Here is a 19,756-nt window from a genome sequence, read left to right as displayed (position 1 = left end):
AAACCGAACGCATGGATGAGCGTCTGCACAAACGCTGGATGGCCATTGCCGGCCTGTTGGTGGGCCTGCCAACGGTGGCCGCCGGAGGCACGGGTGCCGTGCTGGGCCTGATGGTCGTATGGGATGGCAAGTACCTGACCGGTGACGAGTACAGGATCCTGCTGCTGTGGTCGTCGGCCGGGATCATCGGCCTGCTGTCGTGGTTGTGGCTGAGCGGCCTGTTCCTGTGGCGCGGTGTCAGCGGCCTGCGCCAATCGCCGGTTGTCGCCTGGGTCGGCCTGGCGCTGGGGACCCTGGCCGCGCTGGGCGTGGTTGGCGCCACGCTGTACTTCACCTTCAAGCATGGGGAGATCTCGACCCTGGCCTTCCTCGGGTTCGGCCCGCCGTTGCTGGTGATGGCAGGGCATCTGGCGTGGCTGCGTTGGGCGCGCGCGGCCTCGGCGCCGCCGGCACCCGGTTGAACGCGCAGCCGTGACCGCGCTGGCGGCTCTGTTCGGCCGAAATGCAGGCACTTCCGCGCAGACAGCATTTGCTGCGGGGCCCTTTCTCAGGTACCTTTGCGACGCTGCCATGACCGTGGCAATAGGTACTTTCCTGAGCCAGGCGTTCCATGCACTGCCCCTTCTGCCAACATGCCGATACCCGGGTCATCGACTCGCGCGTCTCCGAAGACGGCGCGACGATCCGTCGTCGGCGTGAATGCGAAGCCTGTGGCGAGCGCTTCAGCACCATGGAAACGGTGGAGTTGAAACTGCCCGCCATCGTCAAGAGCGATGGCACCCGTGAAGCATTCGACCAGCGCAAGGTCCGCGCTGGCTTCGACCGCGCGCTGCAGAAGCGTGCGGTGGCCGAAGACAAGATCGAAGCGGCGGTACGCGCCGTGGTCCACCAGCTGCGCATCAGCGGCGAGCGCGAAGTGCCCTCGATCAAGGTCGGCGAGTTCGTCATGAACGAACTGCGCAAGCTCGACCATGTCGGCTATGTGCGCTTCGCGTCGGTCTACCGCAGCTTCGAGGACGTGGCCGATTTCCGCGAGGAGATCGAGAAGCTTGAACGCGACCTGCCCTCCAGTACCGAACAGTTGCAGCTGCTGGGCGACGTGATCGCCCTGACCAAGAAGAAGAAGGGCTGACCGCCCCGGTAGATGCCAACCTTGGTTGGCGCCGATGGCACATCCACTGGTGGGTGCCAACCGTTGGTTGGCACAGTGGCGGCCATCCACGCATGGCGTGGATCTACACCGGCACCGGCGGCGCTACCATGGCCGCATGACCACCCCGTTCTCCGTTCTCGACCACCTGCACATGGCCAACGCACTGCGCTTGGCCGAGCGTGCCGCCTATACCACCCGCCCCAACCCGATGGTCGGCTGCGTGATCGCCCACGGCGAACGTGTGGTCGGGCAGGGCTGGCACCAGCGCGCAGGTGGACCGCACGCCGAAGTGTTCGCGCTGCGCGAGGCCGGCAGCGAGGCACGTGGTGCCACCGCCTACGTCACCCTGGAACCCTGCGCACACTACGGTCGTACGCCGCCGTGTGCGCTGGCCCTGATCGAAGCGGGCGTATCGCGCGTAGTCGCGGCCATGCGCGATCCGTTCCCGAAGGTCGATGGTGGTGGCTTCGATCTGCTGCGCAACGCCGGCATCGAGGTCGCAGAAGGGCTGATGGCGGCGCAGGCACGCGAGCTCAACAAGGGCTTCCTGTCGCGTGTGGAGCGCAACCGACCGTGGTTGCGGGTGAAGCTGGCCGCCAGCCTCGATGGCCGTACCGCGATGGCCGATGGCAGCTCCAAGTGGATCACCGGGCCGGCCGCGCGCGAAGACGTGCAGCACTGGCGCGCGCGTGCGGGTGCGATCCTGACCGGCGCCGAGACCGTGCTGGCCGACGACCCGATGCTGACCGTGCGCCTGGCTGATGCCGAGGTGATGCCGCCACTGCGCGTAGTGCTGGATTCGCGCCTGCGCTCACTGGAGTGCAGCCGCGTGCGCGAGGGCGGGGCACCGACGCTGTACCTGCACGATGCTGCAGTGAGTGCACCGGATGCGGCCGATGCCGAATTCGCCAGCGTGCCCAGTGTTGACGGCCGTCTCGATCTTGGCGCGGTGCTGGCACTGCTGGCCGAACGCGGCATCAACGAAGTGCATACCGAAGCCGGCGCGACGCTGGCCGGTGCCTTGCTGCACGGCGGCTGGGTGGACGAACTGCTGCTGTATCAGGCGCCCACGCTGCTGGGCGATACCGGTCGCCCGCTGCTGGCCGGCCTCGGCATCGATGCCATGGACCAGCAGCGTCGCCTGCGTGTGGTTGACCAGCGTCAGGTCGGTGAGGACATCAGGCTGCTGCTGCGCCCGTGAGGGAATGACGCAGAGCATGGGCTACGCCTTTGTCGTCAGGCATCTTCGTCGTCTTCTTCGCCGACCGGGCACTGGCCCTTCCATTGCTGCTTCCACAGCGCATGCAGGTTGCGGCAGTACGCGCCCAGTGCCTCGCCCGGCAGGTTCTTCGCCTTCAATCGCAACTGGTGACGGGTAAACCCGTCGTCGTACTCATGCGGCAATACCAACACGGCACACTGATCGTGGTACATCAGGAACGCGTGACAGTCGTCGTCTTCGCTCATCCACGCATCCAGCTGCCTGTCGCTCAGCAGGGTTGACTCGAAGGCAACCGCTGGGATGACCGAGAAGGTCGTAATCCTGGACTTGGGAGCTTTGGCTTGCCCGCACGCCACAAGCGCCAGCAGCGTCAGCAACATGACCATGGTCGACGTCGTGCGGTGTTTCATGCGGTTGCCCCGATGGAAGAGGGCAACAGCATTGACCATGCAGGCCACGCAGGGCCATGCAACGGTTCTGAAAGTGCGGCCGCCCTCGTCGTCGGCGACAATGAGCCGAGCGTGGGCTCGGCTCTACACGCGGCTCACGCGCACTCGTCGGTCCACATCATCTCGGCGATCGGGCGCAGTGCCTTGCACTCCTGCGTCATCTCATCGGCCGACTGCACCTGTGCCTTGGCCTTCAGCTCCTCGGCCATGGCGTCCACGCCGCTGATCTGGTCCGGTGCGACCTTCGCCACGCAGGCACGATGCTGCTGCAGCAACAGGTCGCAGCCCGGTACGCCGGTCACCTTCGGCGCGTTGGCCGCCTGCGCGTCCTGCATCCAGTCCTCGAACGGTGCCAGCGCACCGGCCACGGTGCCCACCAGGTCATCGAAATTGCCGCTGTACCAGTAGCCGTTGTCCTTGGCCGGGTACAGGGTGAAGGTGCCGCTGACCGGCACGCGCGCGCCACTCTGCAGCGCTTGGGTGTAGGCATCGGTGAACTGCTTGCGCGAGGCCGGGCTGGCATCGGATGCGAGGCTGGCGGCGAACAGCGGGCGCACCTTGCCCAGGTCGGGCAGCTGGCAGCTGTAGGTGATCCGAGCCAGCTTCTGGTCTTCAACGTATTCGTTGTCTTCGATCACGCTCTTGGTGGCGCGGCACTTCGAATCACGCAGCGCCTTGGCGTACAGCGCTTCGGTGGCTGCAGCGTCTACCTTGGCGCCGGTGCTGGCCAGTACGGTCTGCCAGGGTTCGGCCAATGCCTTGGCCAGCGCACCCGGGTTCGGGGTCACAGCGTCCTGGCCTTCGAATGCCGGTTTCAGTGCGTCGTTGAGCGCGCGCGTGGCGGTCGCGTCGTCTTCCAGCAGGGTGCGTGCATACAGGTCGAACGCCTGTTCGGGCGACAGCGTGGCCGGGGCGGCCGTGGCGATCAGCGGGGCGCACAGCAGCATGCTGGCCAGCAGAGTACGGGTGGGGGTCTTCATGACGGTGTTTTCCTGTTCCAGAGGCGCGCAAGCCTAGCGCATCTGCGTGGACTTTCGATGGCGCGATGGGGTCACGAGGTCGTGTATGGCGGCCAAAAAAACGGGCCCCTTGCGGGGCCCGTTCGATCGCACGACGAGGAGCGATCGCTGGATCAGAAGCTGGCGCGGACGCCGGCCGAGTACTGGGTGACGTCGCGGTAGCCGGAGATCTCGCCCACCAGACCCCAGGTCCTGGTGAAGTTGATCTGGCCACCGATGGTGCCGACCCAGGTGCCCTTGTAGTTGTTGCCGCCGTCCATGTAACCGGCCTTGGCCCAGGCTTCGGTCATGCGCGACGGCTTGCCGCGGATGCCCATGGTGGCGCGGGCCAGGTTGGTGTGGTCCTTGTAGCGGTCGCTGTAGCCGTCATAACGATCGGTCAGCTCAGCGTTCTGGCGCACCCAGGCGATGTCGGCGGTGAAGTCGACGCGGTCGGTCCACGGCATGTGGTAGCCGATGCCCAGCTCCGGCTGATTCAGTTCAACCTTCAGCGAACCGTCGCTGTAGTGATAGGTCTTGCTGGTGCGCGACCAGCCACCAAACACGTAGACCTGTTCGGCGATGGCCACGGAGCCACGCAGGTAGCCGCCGTCGACCTTCGGGTCGTCCAGTGCGTTGTCGTCAACCTTGACCTGCGTCCAACCGCCTTCAACGTAGGTGTAGCTCAGGGCGTCGGCCGAAGCCGAGAGCGGGGCGGTGGCCAGCAGGGCGGCCACGATCAGCATCTTGCGCATGGGAATTCCTGTGAATTTCAGTCCTTTGGCGGGCCTGCCCAGCGGGCTGCCCGTGGCGACCTCATGTCGTCCGGGGCAGAATTTTAATGAAAGTTTTACAAATTGCGAGCGACGGCCGTCACAGCTGTGGCATCCGACCCCGTTCAGCACGGGCTGGTACACTAGCCACGCCGGTTCGCCGGTACACAAACGTCTTCAGGGCGGGGTGCAATTCCCCACCGGCGGTAGGTGCGCAAGCACGAGCCCGCGAGCGCCCCGGCTCACGGCCGGGGGTCAGCAGATCCGGTCCAATGCCGGAGCCGACGGTCATAGTCCGGATGAAAGAAGACGGTGCCACAGGGCTCATGCCCTGCGTGCGCCTGTTTGCCTTGCGGCGTTTTTCGCTCACTTTTCGCGGAGAACGTTACTTGTTTACTGGAATCATCGAAGGCGTCGGCCGTCTGGCCGCACGCGAATCCATCGGCGGCGATGTCCGCTTCACCTTCAATGTCGGGACTCTGCCGTTCGACAACGTGCAGATGGGCGAGAGCATTGCCATCAACGGCGTCTGCCTCACCGTCATCGCATTCGACGCCAGCAGCTTCCAGGCCGATGCCTCCACCGAGACCCTGGGCCTGACTACGCTGGGCCAGCTGGGCGAGGGTGCGGTCATCAACCTGGAACGCGCGATGCGCCCGACCGACCGCCTCGGCGGCCATCTGGTCAGCGGCCACGTCGACGGCCTCGGCCAGGTGCTGTCCATCCACGAAGACGCGCGTGCCCAGCGTTGGCGTTTCGCAGCGCCGGCCTCGCTGCGCCGCTACATCGCCAAGAAGGGCTCGATCTGCGTGGACGGCGTCAGCCTCACCGTCAACGAAGTGGACGATGAAGGTTTTGAAGTCGCCCTGATCCCGCACACGGTGGCCAACACCGCCTTCTCCGCCGCAGGCGTGGGCAGCGCGGTCAATCTTGAAATCGATCTGGTCGCCCGCTACGTCGAACGCCTGATCAGCGTGCCGGCCAACGGCCAGCACCCGCATGGAGATGCAGCATGAACTTCGCCCCGATTCCGGAAATCCTGGAAGACATCCGCCTGGGCCGCATGGTCGTCATCGTCGATGACGAAGACCGCGAGAACGAAGGCGACCTGATCATGGCCGCCGAGCTGGTCAAGGCCAGCGACATCAACTTCATGGTCACCCATGGCCGTGGCCTGGTGTGCCTGCCGCTGAACCGCACCCGCGCCGCCGATCTCGGCCTGGCGCCGATGGTGCAGGCCAATACCGCGCAGTTCCAGACCAATTTCACGGTCAGCATCGAGGCCGCCGAGGGCGTCACCACCGGCATCTCGGCGCATGACCGCGCGCACACCATCCGTACCGCGGTGAAGCCCAACGCCAAGCCGTCGGACCTGCACCAGCCGGGCCACATCTTCCCGCTGATCGCTCAGCCGGGCGGCGTCCTGACCCGCGCCGGCCACACCGAAGCCGCCGTGGACATGGCCATGCTGGCCGGGCTGGAACCGGCCGGCGTGCTGGTGGAGATCCTGAACCCGGATGGCAGCATGGCGCGCCGCCCGGAGCTGGAAGTGTTCGCCCGCGAGCACGGCCTGAAGATGGGCTCCATCGCCGACCTGATCGCCTACCGCCTGGCCACCGAAAAGACCGTCGAGCGTGTGGACGAGCGCGAGATCGAGACCGAGTTCGGCCCGTTCAAGCTGGTCACCTACCGCGATCGCATCGCCCACGACGTGCATTTCGCCCTGGTGCGCGGCACCCCGGATGCCGAAACGCCGACCCTGGTGCGCGTGCAGGTGGAAAACCCGCTGGCCGACCTGCTGCACTGGCGCCGCGATGACTTCGGCGTGGCTGCCACCGATGCCCTGCGCGCGATCGATGCCGAAGGCGCCGGCGTGATGGTGGTGCTGTCGGCCCCGCGCGACGGCGAGGCCCTGCTGGCCCGCCTGCGGCAGCAGCCTGCGCCGGTGGTACCGGGCAAGGACAAGGACGTGAGCCAGTGGCGCCGCAATGGTGCTGGCGCACAGATCCTGTCCGACCTGGGCCTGGGCAAGCTGCGCGTACTGGGCACCCCGCGCCGCCAGATCGGCCTGGCCGGCTACGGCCTGGAAGTGGTGGAGACGGTGACCCTGTAATGGGTAGTGGCGGGGGGGGGGGGGGCCCCCCCCCCCCCCGCGGGGGGGGGGCGGGGGGGGGGCCCCCCCGCCCCGGGCCACCATCGGCCACGGCCGGGGCCCATCCACGCTAGAATTACCCCCTTATCGAGTCCCCCAAGCCGCATATGAGCCACTTCGAAGGCGATCTTCGCACTCCCGAATCGGCGCGCTTCGCCATCCTGGCCAGCCGCTGGAACGCCCGCATCACCGACACGCTGGTCGCTGGCGCCCGCCAGAGCCTGGCTGGCAACGGCATCACCGAAGCCAACATCGACGTGATCCGCGTGCCGGGTGCCTGGGAACTGCCGCTGGTGGCCGCGCGCCTGGCCGCCGCCCACGAACACGCCGCCATCCTTACCCTGGGCTGCGTGATCCGTGGCGATACCCGCCACTACGAGCACGTGGCCGATCGCTGCGCCGAAGGCCTGATGCGCGTGCAGCTGGACTTCGGCGTGCCGGTGCTGAACGGCGTGCTGGCGGTGGAACGCGTTGAAGACGCCGAGGCCCGCGCAGGCGGCAGCCACGGCAACAAGGGCGAGGAAGTCGCACTCGCCGCATTGGAAATGGTCAATCTTCTGGAGCAGCTGCCATGAACAAGAACACCCAGGGCAAGCCCTCCGGTAAACCCGTCCGCCGTGATGGCGTCGATCCGGTGCTGCGCTCGCGCGCGCGCCGTCGTGCTGTGCAGGCCATCTACGCCTGGCAGATCTCCGGCGGCAACGCCCAGTCGCTGATCGCCCAGTTCGCCCACGAGCAGGCCCGCGAAATCGCCGACCTGGCGTACTTCGAAGCACTGCTGCACGGCGTGCTCGACAACCGCCGCGACATCGACGAAGCGCTCGGCCCGTACCTGGACCGTGGCATCGAAGAAGTGGACGCGATCGAACGCGCGGTGCTGCGCCTGGCCGCCTACGAGCTGCGCTACCGCCTGGACGTGCCGTACCGCGTGGTGATCAACGAAGCCATCGAATCGGCCAAGCGCTTCGGTTCCGAGCATGGCCATACCTACGTCAACGGCGTGCTGGATCGTGCCGCCGTGGAATGGCGCAAGGTCGAATCGGGTCACTGACCCACCTGTGGTAGTGGCGGGGGGGGGGGGGGGGCGGCGGGGGGGGGGGGGGGGGGGGGGCCCGGGGGGGCCGCCCGCCCCCCCCCCCCCCCCCCCCCCCCCCCCCCCCCCCCCCCCCCCCCCCCCCCCCCCCCCCCCCCCCCCCCCCCCCCCCGGCCCCTGACAGTTTCCTGCGCGGCCCGCCACGGAATGGAAGAAGATCAAAGGCAACGGCGGGTCGCGCGCTGCGCTTGCTCATGCCAAAACAAAAGAGGGACGCGGCGAAGCCGCGCCCCTCTTTCAAATTCCGTCCCGACAACCCAAAGCTCTTCGATCCGTCACCAGGAATCTGTCAGAGGTGGGACGGGATGGGCCAGCGGGACCGTTGGCGCCATGGATGGCGCCATCGAGCCCCCATGGACGGGTTTACGGCGTGTCCCGCTGGCCCATCCCGTACCGCCCAGCTAGCAGCAATCCAGAGCCGCTCTTGACGTTGCTGTTGCCGTTGCCTGCCGCAGGCAGCGCCCGCGGCCGCCGCCGCAAAGGAAACTCCTTAAATCTTCTTCGCCAGCGACTCGGCCAGGCCGGTGTAGCTGCCCGGGGTCATCTCCAGCAGGCGCTGCTTCGCATCCGCCGGCAGCTCCAGCCCCTGCACGAACGCACGCATCGACTCGGCCGTGATGCCCTGGCCGCGGGTCAGCGCCTTCAGCTGCTCGTACGGGTTCGGCAGGCCGTGGCGGCGCATCACCGTCTGCACGGCTTCGGCCAGCACTTCCCAGGCCGCGTCCAGATCGGCATCCAGGCGCTGTGGGTTCACTTCCAGCTTGCCCAGGCCCTTGGCCAGCGAATCCAGCGCCACCTGGCTGTGGCCGAACGCGGTGCCCAGCGCACGCAGCACGGTGGAGTCAGTCAGGTCACGCTGCCAGCGGCTGATCGGCAGCTTCGCGCTGAAGTGCTCGAACAGTGCGTTGGCAATGCCGAAGTTGCCTTCCGCATTCTCGAAGTCGATCGGGTTGACCTTGTGCGGCATCGTCGACGAGCCGACTTCACCTTCCTTCAGGCGCTGCTTGAAGTAGCCCAGCGAAACATAGCCCCAGATGTCGCGCGCCAGGTCGATCAGGATGATGTTGGCGCGGCGTGCGGCATCGCCGATTTCGGCGATGTTGTCGTGCGGCTCGATCTGCGTGGTGTACGGGTTGAACACCAGGCCCAGGCCGGTCACGAAGCGCTCGGCGAAGGCCGGCCAGTCCACGTCCGGGTAGCTGGCGATGTGGGCGTTGTAGTTGCCCACCGCGCCATTGATCTTGCCGGTCAGTTCGACCGCGGCAATCTGCCTGCGCTGGCGTTCCAGGCGGGCGACCACGTTGGCCAGTTCCTTGCCCAGGGTGGTCGGCGAGGCGGTCTGGCCGTGGGTGCGCGACAGCATCGGCTGGCCGGCCTGGGCGTGGGCCAGGCTGCGCAGGCTGTTGGCGATGCCGTCCAGGGTCGGCAGCAGCACCTCGCGGCGCGCCTGTTCCAGCATCAGGCCGTAGCTGAGGTTGTTGATGTCTTCGCTGGTGCAGGCGAAATGCACGAATTCCAGCGCCGGGGCCAGCTCGGCGTCGTCCTTCAGCTGTTCCTTGATGAAGTACTCCACCGCCTTGACGTCATGGTTGGTGGTGCGCTCGATCTCCTTCACGCGCGCGGCCTGGACCGGGCTGAAGCTGGCGGCCAGGGCACGCAGGCGCGCGATGGCGGCGTCGGAGAACGGGGCCAGTTCGACGATGCCCGGCTCGGCGGCCAGGGCCAGCAGCCACTCCACTTCGACCGTGATGCGGGCCTTGATCAGGCCGTACTCGGAGAAGATCGGGCGCAGGGCGTCGACCTTGCCGGCATAGCGGCCATCGAGCGGGGACAGGGCGAGCAGGGCGGAATCGGACATGTCGGCAGGGCTGGGGCGAGCGGCGGGGGCCATATTCTACGACGTGCCGGTGAGGTAGTGCCGGCCGCTGGCCGGCAACCACGCCCGGCCCACGCTTCCATGGATTGCTGGCCAGCGGCCGGCACTACCCCTTGCGCGTGCAGATCGGCCCTGCGGATGAAACGATCTGGCCCGCCCTCGTCATCCCACGCTGCGGGCAAGGGAGTATCGTTGGCGCAGCCGCCAGCCCGGGAAGCGACACCCTGCCAGCCGCCGCTTCCCTTTCCCCAACTGAAGTAGTGCGGAGTTGATGCAATGAGCAAAGCTGCAAGCAAGGGTTTCAGAATCGAACACGACAGCATGGGCGAGCTGCAGGTGCCTGCGGACGCACTGTGGGGCGCCCAGACCCAGCGTGCCGTGCAGAACTTCCCGGTGTCGGGCCAGCGCATGCCGCGCGGTTTCATCCGTGCCCTGGGCCTGGTCAAGGGCGCCGCCGCGGGCGTCAACGCAGAACTGGGCCACCTGCCGAAGAACGTGGCCAAGGCCATCCAGACCGCTGCCGCCGAAGTGGCCGCCGGCAACTGGGACGCGCAGTTCCCGATCGATGTCTACCAGACGGGTTCTGGCACGTCGTCGAACATGAATGCCAATGAGGTCATCGCCACCCTGGCCAACCGTGCCGGCAAGGCGGGCAAGACCAGTGTGCACCCCAATGACCACGTCAACCAGGGGCAGAGCTCCAACGACGTGATTCCGACCGCGTTGCGGGTGTCGGCGGTGTTGGCGACGCATGAGCAGCTGCTGCCGGCGCTGGTGCACCTGCGCAAGACACTGGACAAGAAGGGCCGCAGCCTGCGCAAGGTGGTCAAGACCGGCCGCACCCACCTGATGGATGCGATGCCGCTGACCTTCGAGCAGGAATTCGGCGCGTGGTCGGCGCAGCTGGCGTCGGCGCAGGAGCGTATCGAAGACAGCCTCAAGCGCGTGCGCCGGCTGCCGCTGGGTGGCACCGCCATCGGCACCGGCATCAATGCCGATCCGCGCTTCGGTGCACAGGTGGCCAAGGCACTGAAGCAGCAGACCGGTTTCAAGTTCGACAGTGCCGAGAACAAGTTCGAAGGCCTGGCCGCACAGGACGACGCGGTGGAGCTTTCCGGTCAGCTCAATGCGCTGGCGGTGGCGCTGATCAAGATCGCCAACGACCTGCGTTGGATGAACGCCGGTCCGCTGGCCGGGCTGGGCGAGATCGAACTGCCGGCGCTGCAGCCGGGCAGCTCGATCATGCCGGGCAAGGTCAACCCTGTGATTCCGGAAGCGACGGTGATGGCCTGTGCACAGGTGATCGGTCACCACACTGCGATCACCGTGGCCGGGCAGACCGGCAACTTCCAGCTCAACGTCACCCTGCCGCTGATCGCAGTGAACCTGCTCGATGGCATCGGCCTGCTGGCCAACGTGTCCACCCTGCTGGCCGACAGTGCGATTGCCGGGCTGAAGGTGCGCGAGGACCGCGTTGCCGAGGCGCTGGCGCGCAACCCGATCTTGGTTACCGCCCTCAACCCGATCATCGGCTACGAGAAGGCTGCGGCGATTGCCAAGCGTGCGTACAAGGAACAGCGCCCGGTGCTGGATGTGGCGCTGGAGGACAGTGGACTGGAGGAGGCCGAGCTGCGTCGCCTGCTGGACCCGACCGCGCTGACCGCCGGTGGCATCCAGGCCGGTGGCGGCGGCGCCGGCGGTTGATCGGCCGGTTGTAGAGTCGAGCCATGCTCGACTGTTGTTCCGGAGTCGAGCATGGCTCGACTCTACAGAAAGCAGAAACGCCGCCCTTTGGGCGGCGTTTTTTTTCAGCGACGGTCGGCGACGATGTTGCCGAAGGTGTCGGTGTAATCCTTGAACTCCGGGATGCGCTGGATCAGGTCCGCCGGAATCACGACCATGCCCTCCGGCGGTTGGATCTTCACCGGCTGCATGTTGGGATCGGCCGGTGCGGCCACCAGGGTGTTCTGGCGCAGCACCTGCAGCTTGCCGAACATGGTCTGCAGCATCTGTTTCTGCCCGTCGTCCAGCGGAATCTGGATCTCGTCCATCTTCATCGTGCCGTCGGCGAGGATGATGATGTTCGGCGCGGGCGGGCGACGCACGGTGACCATGCCTTCGCTGACGGAAATCTTGGGCTTGCCACGCTCGGCGCGGTGGTTGCGGTACTCCTGGTCACAGCCGGCCAGGCCAAGGCAGAGCAGGGCGGTCAACAGCAGAAACAGCTTCTTCATGACATTCGGTTCGGGGGCGTCCGGGGCCGCCATTGTAAGCCGGGCGGCGCACTACGGCCGGCAGCCGGACGCCGCTGCCGGCCGGGTGCGCTGATCTGTCACAGGCCTAGCGCTGGACCACGGTGTCCTTGCCGCAGTCGTCCACGTCGCTCTGGTCCATGGTCGCGTAGGGCTTGAATGCCGGCAGTTCACGTGCGAGCGCCTGCTGGCTGGCCAGCATCGCCGGAAGGCGGTCGCAGATGCGCTTGGCCTGGGCTTCGATCTTCTCGGCTTCGGCATTGATGCGCTTTTCGACACCTTCGCTGTCGCCGCTGAAAATGCCCTTCAGCGCTTCGCCGGCAGCACTGGCACCCAGCTTGGCGCCGGCCAGGCCGACATCCATACCGTCCATCGCGATGGCGACCACGTGGCCGCGGTAGTCCTGCAGATGACGGCGCTGGATATCGTTGGCGGCGATCTCCTTGCCCGCGATCAGCAGGCGGCCATCCGGCGTGATCTCCGCACGCGGCTGCTTGTCCGCCGAGATCTTGATGTTGCCCTGGGCGATATCCTTGCGGGCATCGTCCATCGCGTTCCTGACGGTCTCGCCGACGCCGCCTGTGGCTTCGGCCACACTCTTGCCAACGGTCTTGTCGGGTGCTGACGACGTGCCGCCGCAGGCGATCAGCGGCAGGGACAGCAGCACAGCGGGCAACAGGCGCAACAGGTTCATGGTGTTCCCCTGGTAGTGTCTGGAAGAGGGTTTACTTGCTGCGCGGCAGAGTGACCCGGCCGCTGACGTTGCGATGATCGACGTCACCGCTGCCGCTGTGGTCGACGGTCAGGGTGCCGCGCACGCCGTCGACGTTGATGTCGCCCGAGCCGTGGCTGCGGACATGCACATTGCCACCGATGTCGGCCAGATCGACCCCGCCGGAGCCGACCACGCCCACTTCAACGCTGCCCTGCACGCGCTTGAACTCGATATCACCCGAGCCCACGGTATCCAGCCGCGCGTTGCCACGCACATCGCTGATCTTCAGGTCACCGGAGCCGACGGTACCGGTGCTGGCATCGCCGCTGATGTTGCGTACGGTGACGTCGCCGGAACCCAGCGACAGCAGATTCAGGGAGCTGCCGCCATCGATGTTGAGGTCGCCCGAACCCACTGCAGCGTGGATGCTGCCGCGGGTACCGCGGACCACGGCATCACCGGAACCCACGTCCACGCTCAGCGACTGTGCGTTCTCCACGCTGGCATCGCCCGAGCCGATCTTGAACTGCAGCGGCATGTTGTCCGGCACGCTGCCACGGATATCCAGCCAGGCGTAGCTGTTGCCCAGGCTGATACCGCTTTGGCGGCCGTCGCGGCGCAGGCTCACCACCAGCTTGTCGCCGACCTTGCGCTGCTCCAGCACCAGCTGGTCCAGCCATTCCTGGCTGGACGCGCAGGCGCGGCCGTCCAGCTGGCCGCCGCCAGCGCTGGCGACCACCTTCAGGTCATGCTGGTTGACCTCGAACACCACCGTCCTGGCACCAGCCACGTCCAGCTTCAGTGCGCGGGCAGCAGTGAACTTGCAGTTCGGAGCATCGGCGGCCAGCGCCGACAACGGCAACAGCAACAACGCAGAACAGGCGAGCAAAGAACGCATGGGTGGTGCCTCCGGATGGATGGGATCAGATCTCGCCGGCGCGCTTGCGCAGGCGGATGGCAAGGAAGATGAACACTGCACCGACGACGGCGCCGATCCACAGCTCCGGCATCGCCAGCGACTTCAGCTGCGAGGCGGGGGACATCAGGCTGACGACCGAGTCCAGATCGCGGCGCGATGCTTCGTCGGCGCCGAGGCGATACAGCAGGTCCATGCCGGGCACGCCGCCCAGCAGCAGGCGGCCGACGATGTTCTGCCAGAACCAGCCGGTGGTCAGGCCGAACAGCGGCATCATCTTGGTGGAGCTGACAATGATGCCGGCAAACAGCGGCAACATTACCGCCCACAGGAACGGCTTGCTCCTGGCCCATGCCGAGCACAGCAACAGCCAGCCGGCGGTGGGCAGGGCCCACAGGGCATAGACCGGAATCCAGGCCAGGTGCCCAGCGGCCAGGGTCAGCGGGCTGGCCGGGCCCCAGATCAGGGTCATCGGGCTGCCGCCGTGCAGCAGTGCGACGGCGCTGATGATCAGCATGAAGCCAAACATGGTGAGGATGCCGGCGATGACCGCGATCAACGGTGCCACGATCAGTGCGCTGATCACCTTGGACAGCACGGTCTGCGTGTCCGACAGCGGCAACGACTTCCAGAACAGTATGCTGCGGTCACGGCGATCGTCGTAGAGGGCGCCCAGGCAGTAGAAGAACACGACGAAGGCCAGCACCACGAACGGCCAACTTGAACTGAGTACCAGCGTCAGGTCCAGGCCGTTGCCAAGATCAGCAAGGTCCTTGGCACTGATGTCACGGGTGAGCAGGGCCAGGTTCAGGCCGTTGATGTTCACGTTCTCGCCATCGATGTGCAGGCCGCCGTCGCGTGCTGCACGGTTCAGCGCGAACAGGCCGAAGGCAATGCCGGCGATGCTCATCACCAGTGAGATCAGGCCCGCGATCAACGGGGCATACAGGAAGCCGCCGCGGTTCTCCCAGTACTCGCGCTTGAGCAGCCAGCGCAGGGTGCCGATCGGGCTGACGGGGTGGTTGACGGCATTCATGCGTAGGTCCCCTTCATGATGGCGACGAACAGGTCGGCCAGGCCCGGAATGCGGGTCTCGCCGAGAGAGGAAAGCTGGGTGCGCGGCACGCCATCGAACAGCATCACCGTCTTGCCGAACGCCAGGCTGCGCTCGTCGATCGGCTTCAGGGCGCGCGCGGTGTCCAGCTGGTCGGCATTGACCAGCAGCTCGGTATAGCGCTGGCCGACGTCGTCCATTTCCGCGTCGAGCACGATGCGGCCATCGCGGATGAACATCACGTCGCTGAGGATGTGCTCGATCTCCTCCACCTGGTGGGTGGTGACGATGATGGTTTTCTGTTCGTCGAAGTAGTCTTCCAGCAGGCGCTGGTAGAACTCCTTGCGGTACAGGATGTCCAGGCCGAGGGTCGGCTCGTCCAGCACCAGGATGCGGGCATCGATGGCCATCACCAGCGCCAGGTGCAGCTGCACGATCATGCCCTTGGACAGCTCGCGCACGCGCTGCTTCGGCTGCAGCTTGGTGTTGGCCAGGAAGCGCTCGCAGCGGGCGCGGTCGAAGCGCGGGTGGACGCCGGCCACGAAATCGATCGCCTCGCGCACCTTCAGCCAGCGCGGCAGCACGGCGACGTCGGCGATGAAGCAGATGTCGTTCATCAGTTCGTCGCGGTGCAGTCGCGGGTCGCGGCCGAGCACGCTCAGTTCACCCTCCACCGAGGTCAGCCCAAGAATGGCCTTCAGCGCGGTGGTCTTGCCGGCGCCATTGGGCCCGATCAGGCCGACGATGCGTCCGCTTGGAATGCTGAAACTGGCGTTGTCGAGGGCGACCGTGGTCTTGTAGGCCTTGCGCAGGCCTCGGGCGGTGATGACCGACTCACTTGCAGTGCTATTCATCAGACTTTCCCCTGGGGCAGCAATTCGTCGAGGCTCAGGCCCAGGCGCTGGATGCGCTCCAGAACCGCCGGCCATTCTTCGTTGAGGAAACGGTCGCGCTCGCTGCTGCGCAGCTGCGTGGCCGCCTGCTCGGTCATGAACATGCCCAGGCCGCGGCGCTTCTCGACCAGGCCTTCGTCGGCCAGCTCCTGGTAAGCGCGCGAAACGGTGATGGGGTTGAGTTGATAGTCGGCGGCCACCTGGCGCACCGAAGGCAGGGCATCGCCCGGCTTGAGGATTCCGTCGAGCATCATGGCGATCACGCGCTCCTTCAACTGACGGTAGATGGGAGCGCCGTCGCTCCACTGGATGTCGCTCATATTCAGCTCCGTGGGGTCAGCGGCTGGGCGAACGAGAAATACGGCATGGACAGCGCGCTGTGCAGCCGACGCGGGGGAGGGGGGGAGGAGGAGGGGGCGTTCCCTGCGGGGGAGAGAGTCGCGTCCTGCGCACTTTCAGCAGCGGCGGAAACAGGGGCGGTGGGCGTGGCCCACCAGGCCAGCACGAGCAGGGTCGAAACAGCGACGGCCGCGGGTGCGGTGAGGTTGCGACGGATCCGGACGTTCATGGCTTCCCCCTGTCTCAGGTGACTGGTGTTGTATGCAACTATAACACCGGCACGCCTACGTGCAACCCCTTGCCGTCCCCAACTGATGGCAGGGGTGGTCAGATTGCTGAAACATCCCTTTAGTCGATTGATTTAAAAGGGAAATTGATCTTCTGCAGGGGGCTTTTCGGGGCGGCCTTCCATTCAGTGATGTCCATGCTATGTCATCACTGCGCCTTCGATGGCGCCCGGGCAGCACATTCGCCACGCCGCGCAAAGCCCGGGGGGGACCTGTGCCATCAGGGGCTGCAGAGCCCGGTGCTATAGTTCGGCCGATTCCCGGCCAGCACTGGCCGGGCCTTGTGAATGGCTACCGCGGACCGCCTCTGATGCCCCTGCCGACCGTTTCCCCGTGCCGCCTGCGCGGCCTGTCCCTGCTGGCCCTGATGGTGGCCGGCGCCGCCGGTTCCGCCAGTGCGCTGGCGGCCGACCTGCTCGATCTGGAATACCGGCCGTTGGCCAGCAAGCAGCAGGTGAATCTGCAGCAGCGCTATCACGGGCAAGTGCTGCTGGTGGTCAACACCGCCAGCAAGTGTGGCTACACGCCGCAGTACGAAGGGCTGGAGGCGCTGCAGAAGCGCTATGCAGGCCGCGGTTTTGCGGTGCTGGGCTTTCCTTCCAATGACTTCAAGGGCCAGGAACCGGGTGACGAGAAGCAGATCCAGGACTTCTGCACCCTGACCTACGGCGTCAAGTTCCCGATGTTCGAGAAGGTGCATGTGGTCGGCACGCAGGCCACGCCGCTGTACCAGCGGTTGACCGCAGCGACCGGCGTTGCGCCGGCCTGGAACTTCCACAAGTACCTCGTGGGCCGCGATGGCAAGGTCATTGCCCAGTTCGCCAGCAAGGTGACGCCGGACGATCCGCAGCTGACCGCGGCCATCGACAAGGCGCTGGCGGCAGCCGCCACGCATTGATATCCGGCACGCATGCCTCGACATCGACGGCATGCGTGCGACAATGCTTCTTTTCGCGCCGACGTCGGCGCCCAGACACTTCCAGGAATGCAGCGAATGAAGATGGGAATGCGCGGCGCCGCGGCGTCGGTTCTGATTCTGGCGATGGGCACTTCGGGTGTCGCTCTGTCGCAACAACCGGCTGCCCCCGCAGCCGCCAAGGAGACCGCAACCTTGAATTCCCCCAAGCAGAAGCTCGGCTACGCCATCGGCCTTGATGTCGCCAAGTCGTTCACCCCGATCGCCGATGAGATCGATGTGGCCGCCCTGCGCACCGCCGTTGAGCGTTCGTTCGAGGGCCTGCAGCCGCAGATCACCCAGGAACAGGCCAAGGCCACCGATGCCGCCCTGCGCCAGGTCGTGATGGCCCGCAGCGGCCAGCAGGTGCCGGGCGTGGCACCGGGCTCGCAGCCGCCGAAGGTCGACCGCGTCAAGGTGTCGCAGATGATCGGCTCCTACTCGGTGGGTCCGTCGCTGGCGCAGCTGAAGGACGATATCGATGTCGCCTCGTTGTTTGACGCAATCAGCACCGGCCTGACCAAGGGCCAGCCGAAGATGACGGAAGCTGACGCGACCGCCACCATCCAGGCCTTCATGGGTGCCAAGCAGGCTGAAATGCAGGCCAAGGCCGCCCAGGCTGCGCAGACCAACCGCACGGAAGGCAACGCATTCCTGGCCAAGAACAAGACCCAGCCGGGCGTGGTGACCACCTCGTCGGGCCTGCAGTACCAGGTGATCCGCCCGGGTAGCGGCGAGCGCCCGCTGCCGAGCAGCAAGGTGCGCGTGAACTACGAAGGCAAGCTGCTCAACGGCACCGTGTTCGACAGTTCCTACGGCCGCCAGCCGGCCGAGTTCGGTCTGGACCAGGTGATCAAGGGCTGGACCGAAGGCGTCGCGCTGATGCCGGTCGGTTCGAAGTACCGCTTCTGGATCCCGGGCGAACTCGCCTACGGTGAGAACGGCACCCCGGGCGGCCCGATCGGCCCGAACGCGACTCTGACGTTCGACGTCGAGCTGCTGGGCGTTCTGCCGTAAGTCATTCAGGAGCGAATACGGATATGCGCGTTGCGATTTTTGGTACCGGCTACGTTGGACTGGTGACCGGTACCTGCCTGGCCGATGTTGGTCATCAGGTGGTCTGTGTCGATATCGACCAGGCCAAGGTGGATGGCCTCAACCAGGGCATCATCCCGATCTATGAACCCGGCCTGGAGCCGATGGTGAAGGCCAACCATGCCGCAGCGCGGCTGGCGTTCACCACGGATGCCGCGGCCGCCATCGATCACGGCCAGGTGGTGTTCATCGCCGTTGGTACGCCACCGGACGAGGATGGCAGTGCCGATCTTCAATACGTGCTTGCCGTAGCCCGAACCATTGGTCGGCACATGAGTGTGCCGACCGTGGTGGTGAACAAGTCGACGGTGCCGGTTGGCACCGCCGACAAGGTGCGTGCCGCCATTGCCGAAGAGCTGGCCGCGCGTGGCGCGGACATCGCCTTCGACGTGGTGTCCAACCCGGAATTCCTGAAGGAAGGCGATGCGGTTGCGGACTGCATGCGCCCGGACCGCATCATCATCGGTGCGGCGAACGAAGAGTCGGTGGCGGTGATGCGTCGCCTGTACGCGCCGTTCAACCGCAACCACGACCGCGTGGTGGAAATGGACGTGCGTTCGGCCGAACTGACCAAGTACGCCGCCAATGCGATGCTGGCGACCAAGATTTCGTTCATGAATGAAATCGCCAACATCGCTGAACGCGTCGGTGCCGATGTCGAGCAGGTCCGCCAGGGCATTGGTTCGGATCCACGCATCGGCTGGCACTTCATCTATCCGGGTGCCGGTTACGGCGGCTCGTGCTTCCCCAAGGACGTGCAGGCATTGGCCCGTACCGCCCAGCAGTATGGCCTTGAGCCGAAGCTGCTCAATGCGGTTGAAGCGGTCAACGATGCGCAGAAGGGCCATCTGTTTGCCCTCATCCAGCGTCATTACGACAAGGGCGAGGACGAGGGCGTGCGTGGAAAGACCTTCGCCGTATGGGGTCTGGCCTTCAAGCCGAACACCGACGACATGCGTGAGGCCTCCAGCCGTCGACTGCTGGCGCAGCTGTGGGAAGGCGGTGCGACGGTGCGTGCCTACGATCCGGAGGCGATGCACGAGTCGCAGCGCATCTTCGGCGAACGCGATGACCTGGTGTTCTGCAACAGTGCCGATGAAGCGCTGCAGGGTGCTGACGCGCTGGTGGTAGTCACCGAGTGGAAGCAGTTCCGCAGCCCCGACTTCCAGAAGCTGCGCGAGCAGCTGAAGGATGCGGCGGTGTTCGACGGCCGCAACCTGTATGAGCCGGGCGAAGTGGAAGCCGCAGGTCTTGCGTACTACGGCATTGGCCGGGGGCGCTCGTTGCATGTCTGATCTGCCCACTGAACGCGAGCAGGCGCTGGAAGCGCGCCTGGTCGAGCTGGAAATGCGCGTGTCCTTCCAGGAACAGGCGCTGGCCGAGCTGAGCGACGCGCTGGCTGATGCCCGCATGCAGGGCATGCGCAACGCCGATGTGCTGCGCGTGCTGCTGGAAGACCTGGGCAAGGTCCGCAACGCACTGAATTCTTCCGATCCGGCGAGCGAACCGCCGCCGCCGCACTACTGATCCGAAT

At 66.1% G+C, this 19,756-nt stretch carries 22 protein-coding genes and 1 riboswitch; of the genes, 12 read left to right on the top strand and 10 right to left on the bottom strand.

Annotated features, from left to right (window positions below):
- Nucleotides 1-11 precede the first annotated feature (11 nt).
- From V3B48_RS10550 to ribD, 3 genes are all read left to right on the top strand, one after another.
- A complete protein-coding gene (locus tag V3B48_RS10550; RefSeq protein WP_110711026.1) occupies nucleotides 12-461 on the top strand; it encodes a hypothetical protein in 450 nt (149 codons plus the stop codon).
- A gap of 149 nt (nucleotides 462-610) precedes the next feature.
- On the top strand, nucleotides 611-1,132 hold the full coding sequence (gene nrdR / locus V3B48_RS10545) for a transcriptional regulator NrdR (protein WP_004143350.1): 522 nt from the start codon (nucleotides 611-613) through the stop codon (nucleotides 1,130-1,132).
- Nucleotides 1,133-1,268: 136 nt separating this feature from the next.
- Nucleotides 1,269-2,354 (top strand): bifunctional diaminohydroxyphosphoribosylaminopyrimidine deaminase/5-amino-6-(5-phosphoribosylamino)uracil reductase RibD, encoded by a 1,086-nt coding sequence (ribD, locus tag V3B48_RS10540; protein WP_049399823.1) that lies wholly within the window; start codon nucleotides 1,269-1,271, stop codon nucleotides 2,352-2,354.
- A gap of 35 nt (nucleotides 2,355-2,389) precedes the next feature.
- Here ribD and V3B48_RS10535 read toward each other — a convergent pair whose 3' ends face one another.
- The 3 genes from V3B48_RS10535 to V3B48_RS10525 form a co-directional block, all read right to left on the bottom strand.
- Nucleotides 2,390-2,824, bottom strand: coding sequence for a hypothetical protein (locus tag V3B48_RS10535; protein WP_329893698.1), 435 nt, complete (start codon nucleotides 2,822-2,824; stop codon nucleotides 2,390-2,392).
- A 95-nt stretch (nucleotides 2,825-2,919) separates the two neighbouring features.
- A complete protein-coding gene (locus V3B48_RS10530) occupies nucleotides 2,920-3,804 on the bottom strand; it encodes a hypothetical protein (protein ID WP_121504865.1) in 885 nt (294 codons plus the stop codon).
- A gap of 152 nt (nucleotides 3,805-3,956) precedes the next feature.
- Nucleotides 3,957-4,577 (bottom strand): hypothetical protein, encoded by a 621-nt coding sequence (locus V3B48_RS10525; RefSeq protein ID WP_121504866.1) that lies wholly within the window; start codon nucleotides 4,575-4,577, stop codon nucleotides 3,957-3,959.
- Between the two features lie 187 nt (nucleotides 4,578-4,764).
- Nucleotides 4,765-4,910, top strand: a riboswitch (FMN riboswitch).
- 74 nt (nucleotides 4,911-4,984) lie between these two features.
- Here V3B48_RS10525 and V3B48_RS10520 point away from each other — a divergent pair.
- The 4 genes from V3B48_RS10520 to nusB all read left to right on the top strand — a co-directional run bounded on the left by V3B48_RS10520 (nucleotide 4,985) and on the right by nusB (nucleotide 7,798).
- Complete coding sequence (locus tag V3B48_RS10520; RefSeq protein WP_121504934.1) at nucleotides 4,985-5,611, top strand: riboflavin synthase; 627 nt, start codon at nucleotides 4,985-4,987, stop codon at nucleotides 5,609-5,611.
- The gene (ribB, locus tag V3B48_RS10515) at nucleotides 5,608-6,708 is read left to right on the top strand and encodes a 3,4-dihydroxy-2-butanone-4-phosphate synthase (protein ID WP_049425006.1); all 1,101 of its coding nucleotides are present in this window, start codon (nucleotides 5,608-5,610) and stop codon (nucleotides 6,706-6,708) included. Before V3B48_RS10520 ends, ribB begins: the two co-directional genes overlap by 4 nt.
- A gap of 146 nt (nucleotides 6,709-6,854) precedes the next feature.
- On the top strand, nucleotides 6,855-7,322 hold the full coding sequence (ribH, locus tag V3B48_RS10510; protein ID WP_005408061.1) for a 6,7-dimethyl-8-ribityllumazine synthase: 468 nt from the start codon (nucleotides 6,855-6,857) through the stop codon (nucleotides 7,320-7,322).
- Nucleotides 7,319-7,798, top strand: coding sequence for a transcription antitermination factor NusB (gene nusB, locus V3B48_RS10505; RefSeq protein WP_005408062.1), 480 nt, complete (start codon nucleotides 7,319-7,321; stop codon nucleotides 7,796-7,798). Before ribH ends, nusB begins: the two co-directional genes overlap by 4 nt.
- A 532-nt stretch (nucleotides 7,799-8,330) precedes the next feature.
- Here the strand turns inward: nusB and purB are convergent.
- Nucleotides 8,331-9,698 (bottom strand): adenylosuccinate lyase, encoded by a 1,368-nt coding sequence (gene purB / locus V3B48_RS10500; protein ID WP_049422054.1) that lies wholly within the window; start codon nucleotides 9,696-9,698, stop codon nucleotides 8,331-8,333.
- Nucleotides 9,699-9,992: 294 nt separating this feature from the next.
- On the opposite strand from purB, the gene V3B48_RS10495 reads away from it, so the two are divergent.
- Nucleotides 9,993-11,420: a class II fumarate hydratase gene (locus V3B48_RS10495; RefSeq protein ID WP_049462122.1), complete on the top strand. Its 1,428-nt coding sequence runs from the start codon at nucleotides 9,993-9,995 to the stop codon at nucleotides 11,418-11,420.
- A gap of 104 nt (nucleotides 11,421-11,524) precedes the next feature.
- Here the strand turns inward: V3B48_RS10495 and V3B48_RS10490 are convergent, their stop codons facing one another.
- The 6 genes from V3B48_RS10490 to V3B48_RS10465 form a co-directional block, all read right to left on the bottom strand.
- The gene (locus tag V3B48_RS10490; protein ID WP_032130459.1) at nucleotides 11,525-11,950 is read right to left on the bottom strand and encodes a hypothetical protein; all 426 of its coding nucleotides are present in this window, start codon (nucleotides 11,948-11,950) and stop codon (nucleotides 11,525-11,527) included.
- A 106-nt stretch (nucleotides 11,951-12,056) separates the two neighbouring features.
- Nucleotides 12,057-12,662 (bottom strand): YggN family protein, encoded by a 606-nt coding sequence (locus V3B48_RS10485; RefSeq protein ID WP_164081210.1) that lies wholly within the window; start codon nucleotides 12,660-12,662, stop codon nucleotides 12,057-12,059.
- A 31-nt stretch (nucleotides 12,663-12,693) separates the two neighbouring features.
- Complete coding sequence (locus V3B48_RS10480; protein ID WP_032130457.1) at nucleotides 12,694-13,581, bottom strand: DUF4097 family beta strand repeat-containing protein; 888 nt, start codon at nucleotides 13,579-13,581, stop codon at nucleotides 12,694-12,696.
- 25 nt (nucleotides 13,582-13,606) lie between these two features.
- Entirely contained in the window at nucleotides 13,607-14,635 is a 1,029-nt protein-coding gene (locus V3B48_RS10475) for an ABC-2 transporter permease (RefSeq protein ID WP_049400228.1), read from the bottom strand.
- A complete protein-coding gene (locus tag V3B48_RS10470) occupies nucleotides 14,632-15,507 on the bottom strand; it encodes an ABC transporter ATP-binding protein (protein WP_032130455.1) in 876 nt (291 codons plus the stop codon). Before V3B48_RS10470 ends, V3B48_RS10475 begins: the two co-directional genes overlap by 4 nt.
- A complete protein-coding gene (locus tag V3B48_RS10465) occupies nucleotides 15,507-15,866 on the bottom strand; it encodes a GntR family transcriptional regulator (RefSeq protein WP_006453095.1) in 360 nt (119 codons plus the stop codon). Before V3B48_RS10465 ends, V3B48_RS10470 begins: the two co-directional genes overlap by 1 nt.
- 616 nt (nucleotides 15,867-16,482) lie before the next feature.
- Here V3B48_RS10465 and V3B48_RS10460 point away from each other — a divergent pair.
- The 4 genes from V3B48_RS10460 (at nucleotide 16,483) to V3B48_RS10445 (ending at nucleotide 19,749) form a co-directional block, all read left to right on the top strand.
- A complete protein-coding gene (locus tag V3B48_RS10460) occupies nucleotides 16,483-17,070 on the top strand; it encodes a glutathione peroxidase (protein ID WP_019337359.1) in 588 nt (195 codons plus the stop codon).
- 96 nt (nucleotides 17,071-17,166) lie between these two features.
- Nucleotides 17,167-18,144 carry an FKBP-type peptidyl-prolyl cis-trans isomerase gene (locus tag V3B48_RS10455; RefSeq protein ID WP_019337358.1) on the top strand — a complete coding sequence of 326 codons (978 nt, stop codon included), beginning with the start codon at nucleotides 17,167-17,169 and terminating at the stop codon, nucleotides 18,142-18,144.
- 23 nt (nucleotides 18,145-18,167) lie between these two features.
- A complete protein-coding gene (locus V3B48_RS10450; protein ID WP_032127659.1) occupies nucleotides 18,168-19,517 on the top strand; it encodes a UDP-glucose/GDP-mannose dehydrogenase family protein in 1,350 nt (449 codons plus the stop codon).
- Nucleotides 19,510-19,749, top strand: a complete 240-nt coding sequence (locus tag V3B48_RS10445) for a SlyX family protein (RefSeq protein ID WP_019660397.1) — start codon at nucleotides 19,510-19,512, stop codon at nucleotides 19,747-19,749. The genes V3B48_RS10450 and V3B48_RS10445 overlap by 8 nt, the downstream gene beginning before the upstream one ends.
- Nucleotides 19,750-19,756: the final 7 nt, after the last annotated feature.

This window comes from Stenotrophomonas sp. SMYL20, from assembly GCF_036320045.1.
Classification (GTDB): domain Bacteria; phylum Pseudomonadota; class Gammaproteobacteria; order Xanthomonadales; family Xanthomonadaceae; genus Stenotrophomonas; species Stenotrophomonas maltophilia_A.
The sequence above is the reverse complement of the archived record's forward strand: the minus strand, read 5'-3'. Positions and strand labels throughout refer to the sequence as shown.

Excerpts from the sequence above, each read along its gene's own strand:
- V3B48_RS10485 (WP_164081210.1), bottom strand. The coding sequence starts at position 12,662 with ATGAACCTGTTGCGCCTGTTGCCCGCTGTGCTGCTGTCCCTGCCGCTG.
- V3B48_RS10550 (WP_110711026.1), top strand. The coding sequence starts at position 12 with ATGGATGAGCGTCTGCACAAACGCTGGATGGCCATTGCCGGCCTGTTG.
- V3B48_RS10490 (WP_032130459.1), bottom strand. The coding sequence starts at position 11,950 with ATGAAGAAGCTGTTTCTGCTGTTGACCGCCCTGCTCTGCCTTGGCCTG.
- nrdR (WP_004143350.1), top strand. The coding sequence starts at position 611 with ATGCACTGCCCCTTCTGCCAACATGCCGATACCCGGGTCATCGACTCG.
- V3B48_RS10535 (WP_329893698.1), bottom strand. The coding sequence starts at position 2,824 with ATGGTCAATGCTGTTGCCCTCTTCCATCGGGGCAACCGCATGAAACAC.
- V3B48_RS10475 (WP_049400228.1), bottom strand. The coding sequence starts at position 14,635 with ATGAATGCCGTCAACCACCCCGTCAGCCCGATCGGCACCCTGCGCTGG.
- ribD (WP_049399823.1), top strand. The coding sequence starts at position 1,269 with ATGACCACCCCGTTCTCCGTTCTCGACCACCTGCACATGGCCAACGCA.
- V3B48_RS10450 (WP_032127659.1), top strand. The coding sequence starts at position 18,168 with ATGCGCGTTGCGATTTTTGGTACCGGCTACGTTGGACTGGTGACCGGT.
- purB (WP_049422054.1), bottom strand. The coding sequence starts at position 9,698 with ATGTCCGATTCCGCCCTGCTCGCCCTGTCCCCGCTCGATGGCCGCTAT.
- V3B48_RS10480 (WP_032130457.1), bottom strand. The coding sequence starts at position 13,581 with ATGCGTTCTTTGCTCGCCTGTTCTGCGTTGTTGCTGTTGCCGTTGTCG.
- V3B48_RS10525 (WP_121504866.1), bottom strand. The coding sequence starts at position 4,577 with ATGCGCAAGATGCTGATCGTGGCCGCCCTGCTGGCCACCGCCCCGCTC.
- V3B48_RS10530 (WP_121504865.1), bottom strand. The coding sequence starts at position 3,804 with ATGAAGACCCCCACCCGTACTCTGCTGGCCAGCATGCTGCTGTGCGCC.
- nusB (WP_005408062.1), top strand. The coding sequence starts at position 7,319 with ATGAACAAGAACACCCAGGGCAAGCCCTCCGGTAAACCCGTCCGCCGT.
- ribB (WP_049425006.1), top strand. The coding sequence starts at position 5,608 with ATGAACTTCGCCCCGATTCCGGAAATCCTGGAAGACATCCGCCTGGGC.
- V3B48_RS10445 (WP_019660397.1), top strand. The coding sequence starts at position 19,510 with ATGTCTGATCTGCCCACTGAACGCGAGCAGGCGCTGGAAGCGCGCCTG.
- V3B48_RS10495 (WP_049462122.1), top strand. The coding sequence starts at position 9,993 with ATGAGCAAAGCTGCAAGCAAGGGTTTCAGAATCGAACACGACAGCATG.
- V3B48_RS10460 (WP_019337359.1), top strand. The coding sequence starts at position 16,483 with ATGCCCCTGCCGACCGTTTCCCCGTGCCGCCTGCGCGGCCTGTCCCTG.
- V3B48_RS10465 (WP_006453095.1), bottom strand. The coding sequence starts at position 15,866 with ATGAGCGACATCCAGTGGAGCGACGGCGCTCCCATCTACCGTCAGTTG.
- V3B48_RS10455 (WP_019337358.1), top strand. The coding sequence starts at position 17,167 with ATGAAGATGGGAATGCGCGGCGCCGCGGCGTCGGTTCTGATTCTGGCG.
- V3B48_RS10470 (WP_032130455.1), bottom strand. The coding sequence starts at position 15,507 with ATGAATAGCACTGCAAGTGAGTCGGTCATCACCGCCCGAGGCCTGCGC.
- ribH (WP_005408061.1), top strand. The coding sequence starts at position 6,855 with ATGAGCCACTTCGAAGGCGATCTTCGCACTCCCGAATCGGCGCGCTTC.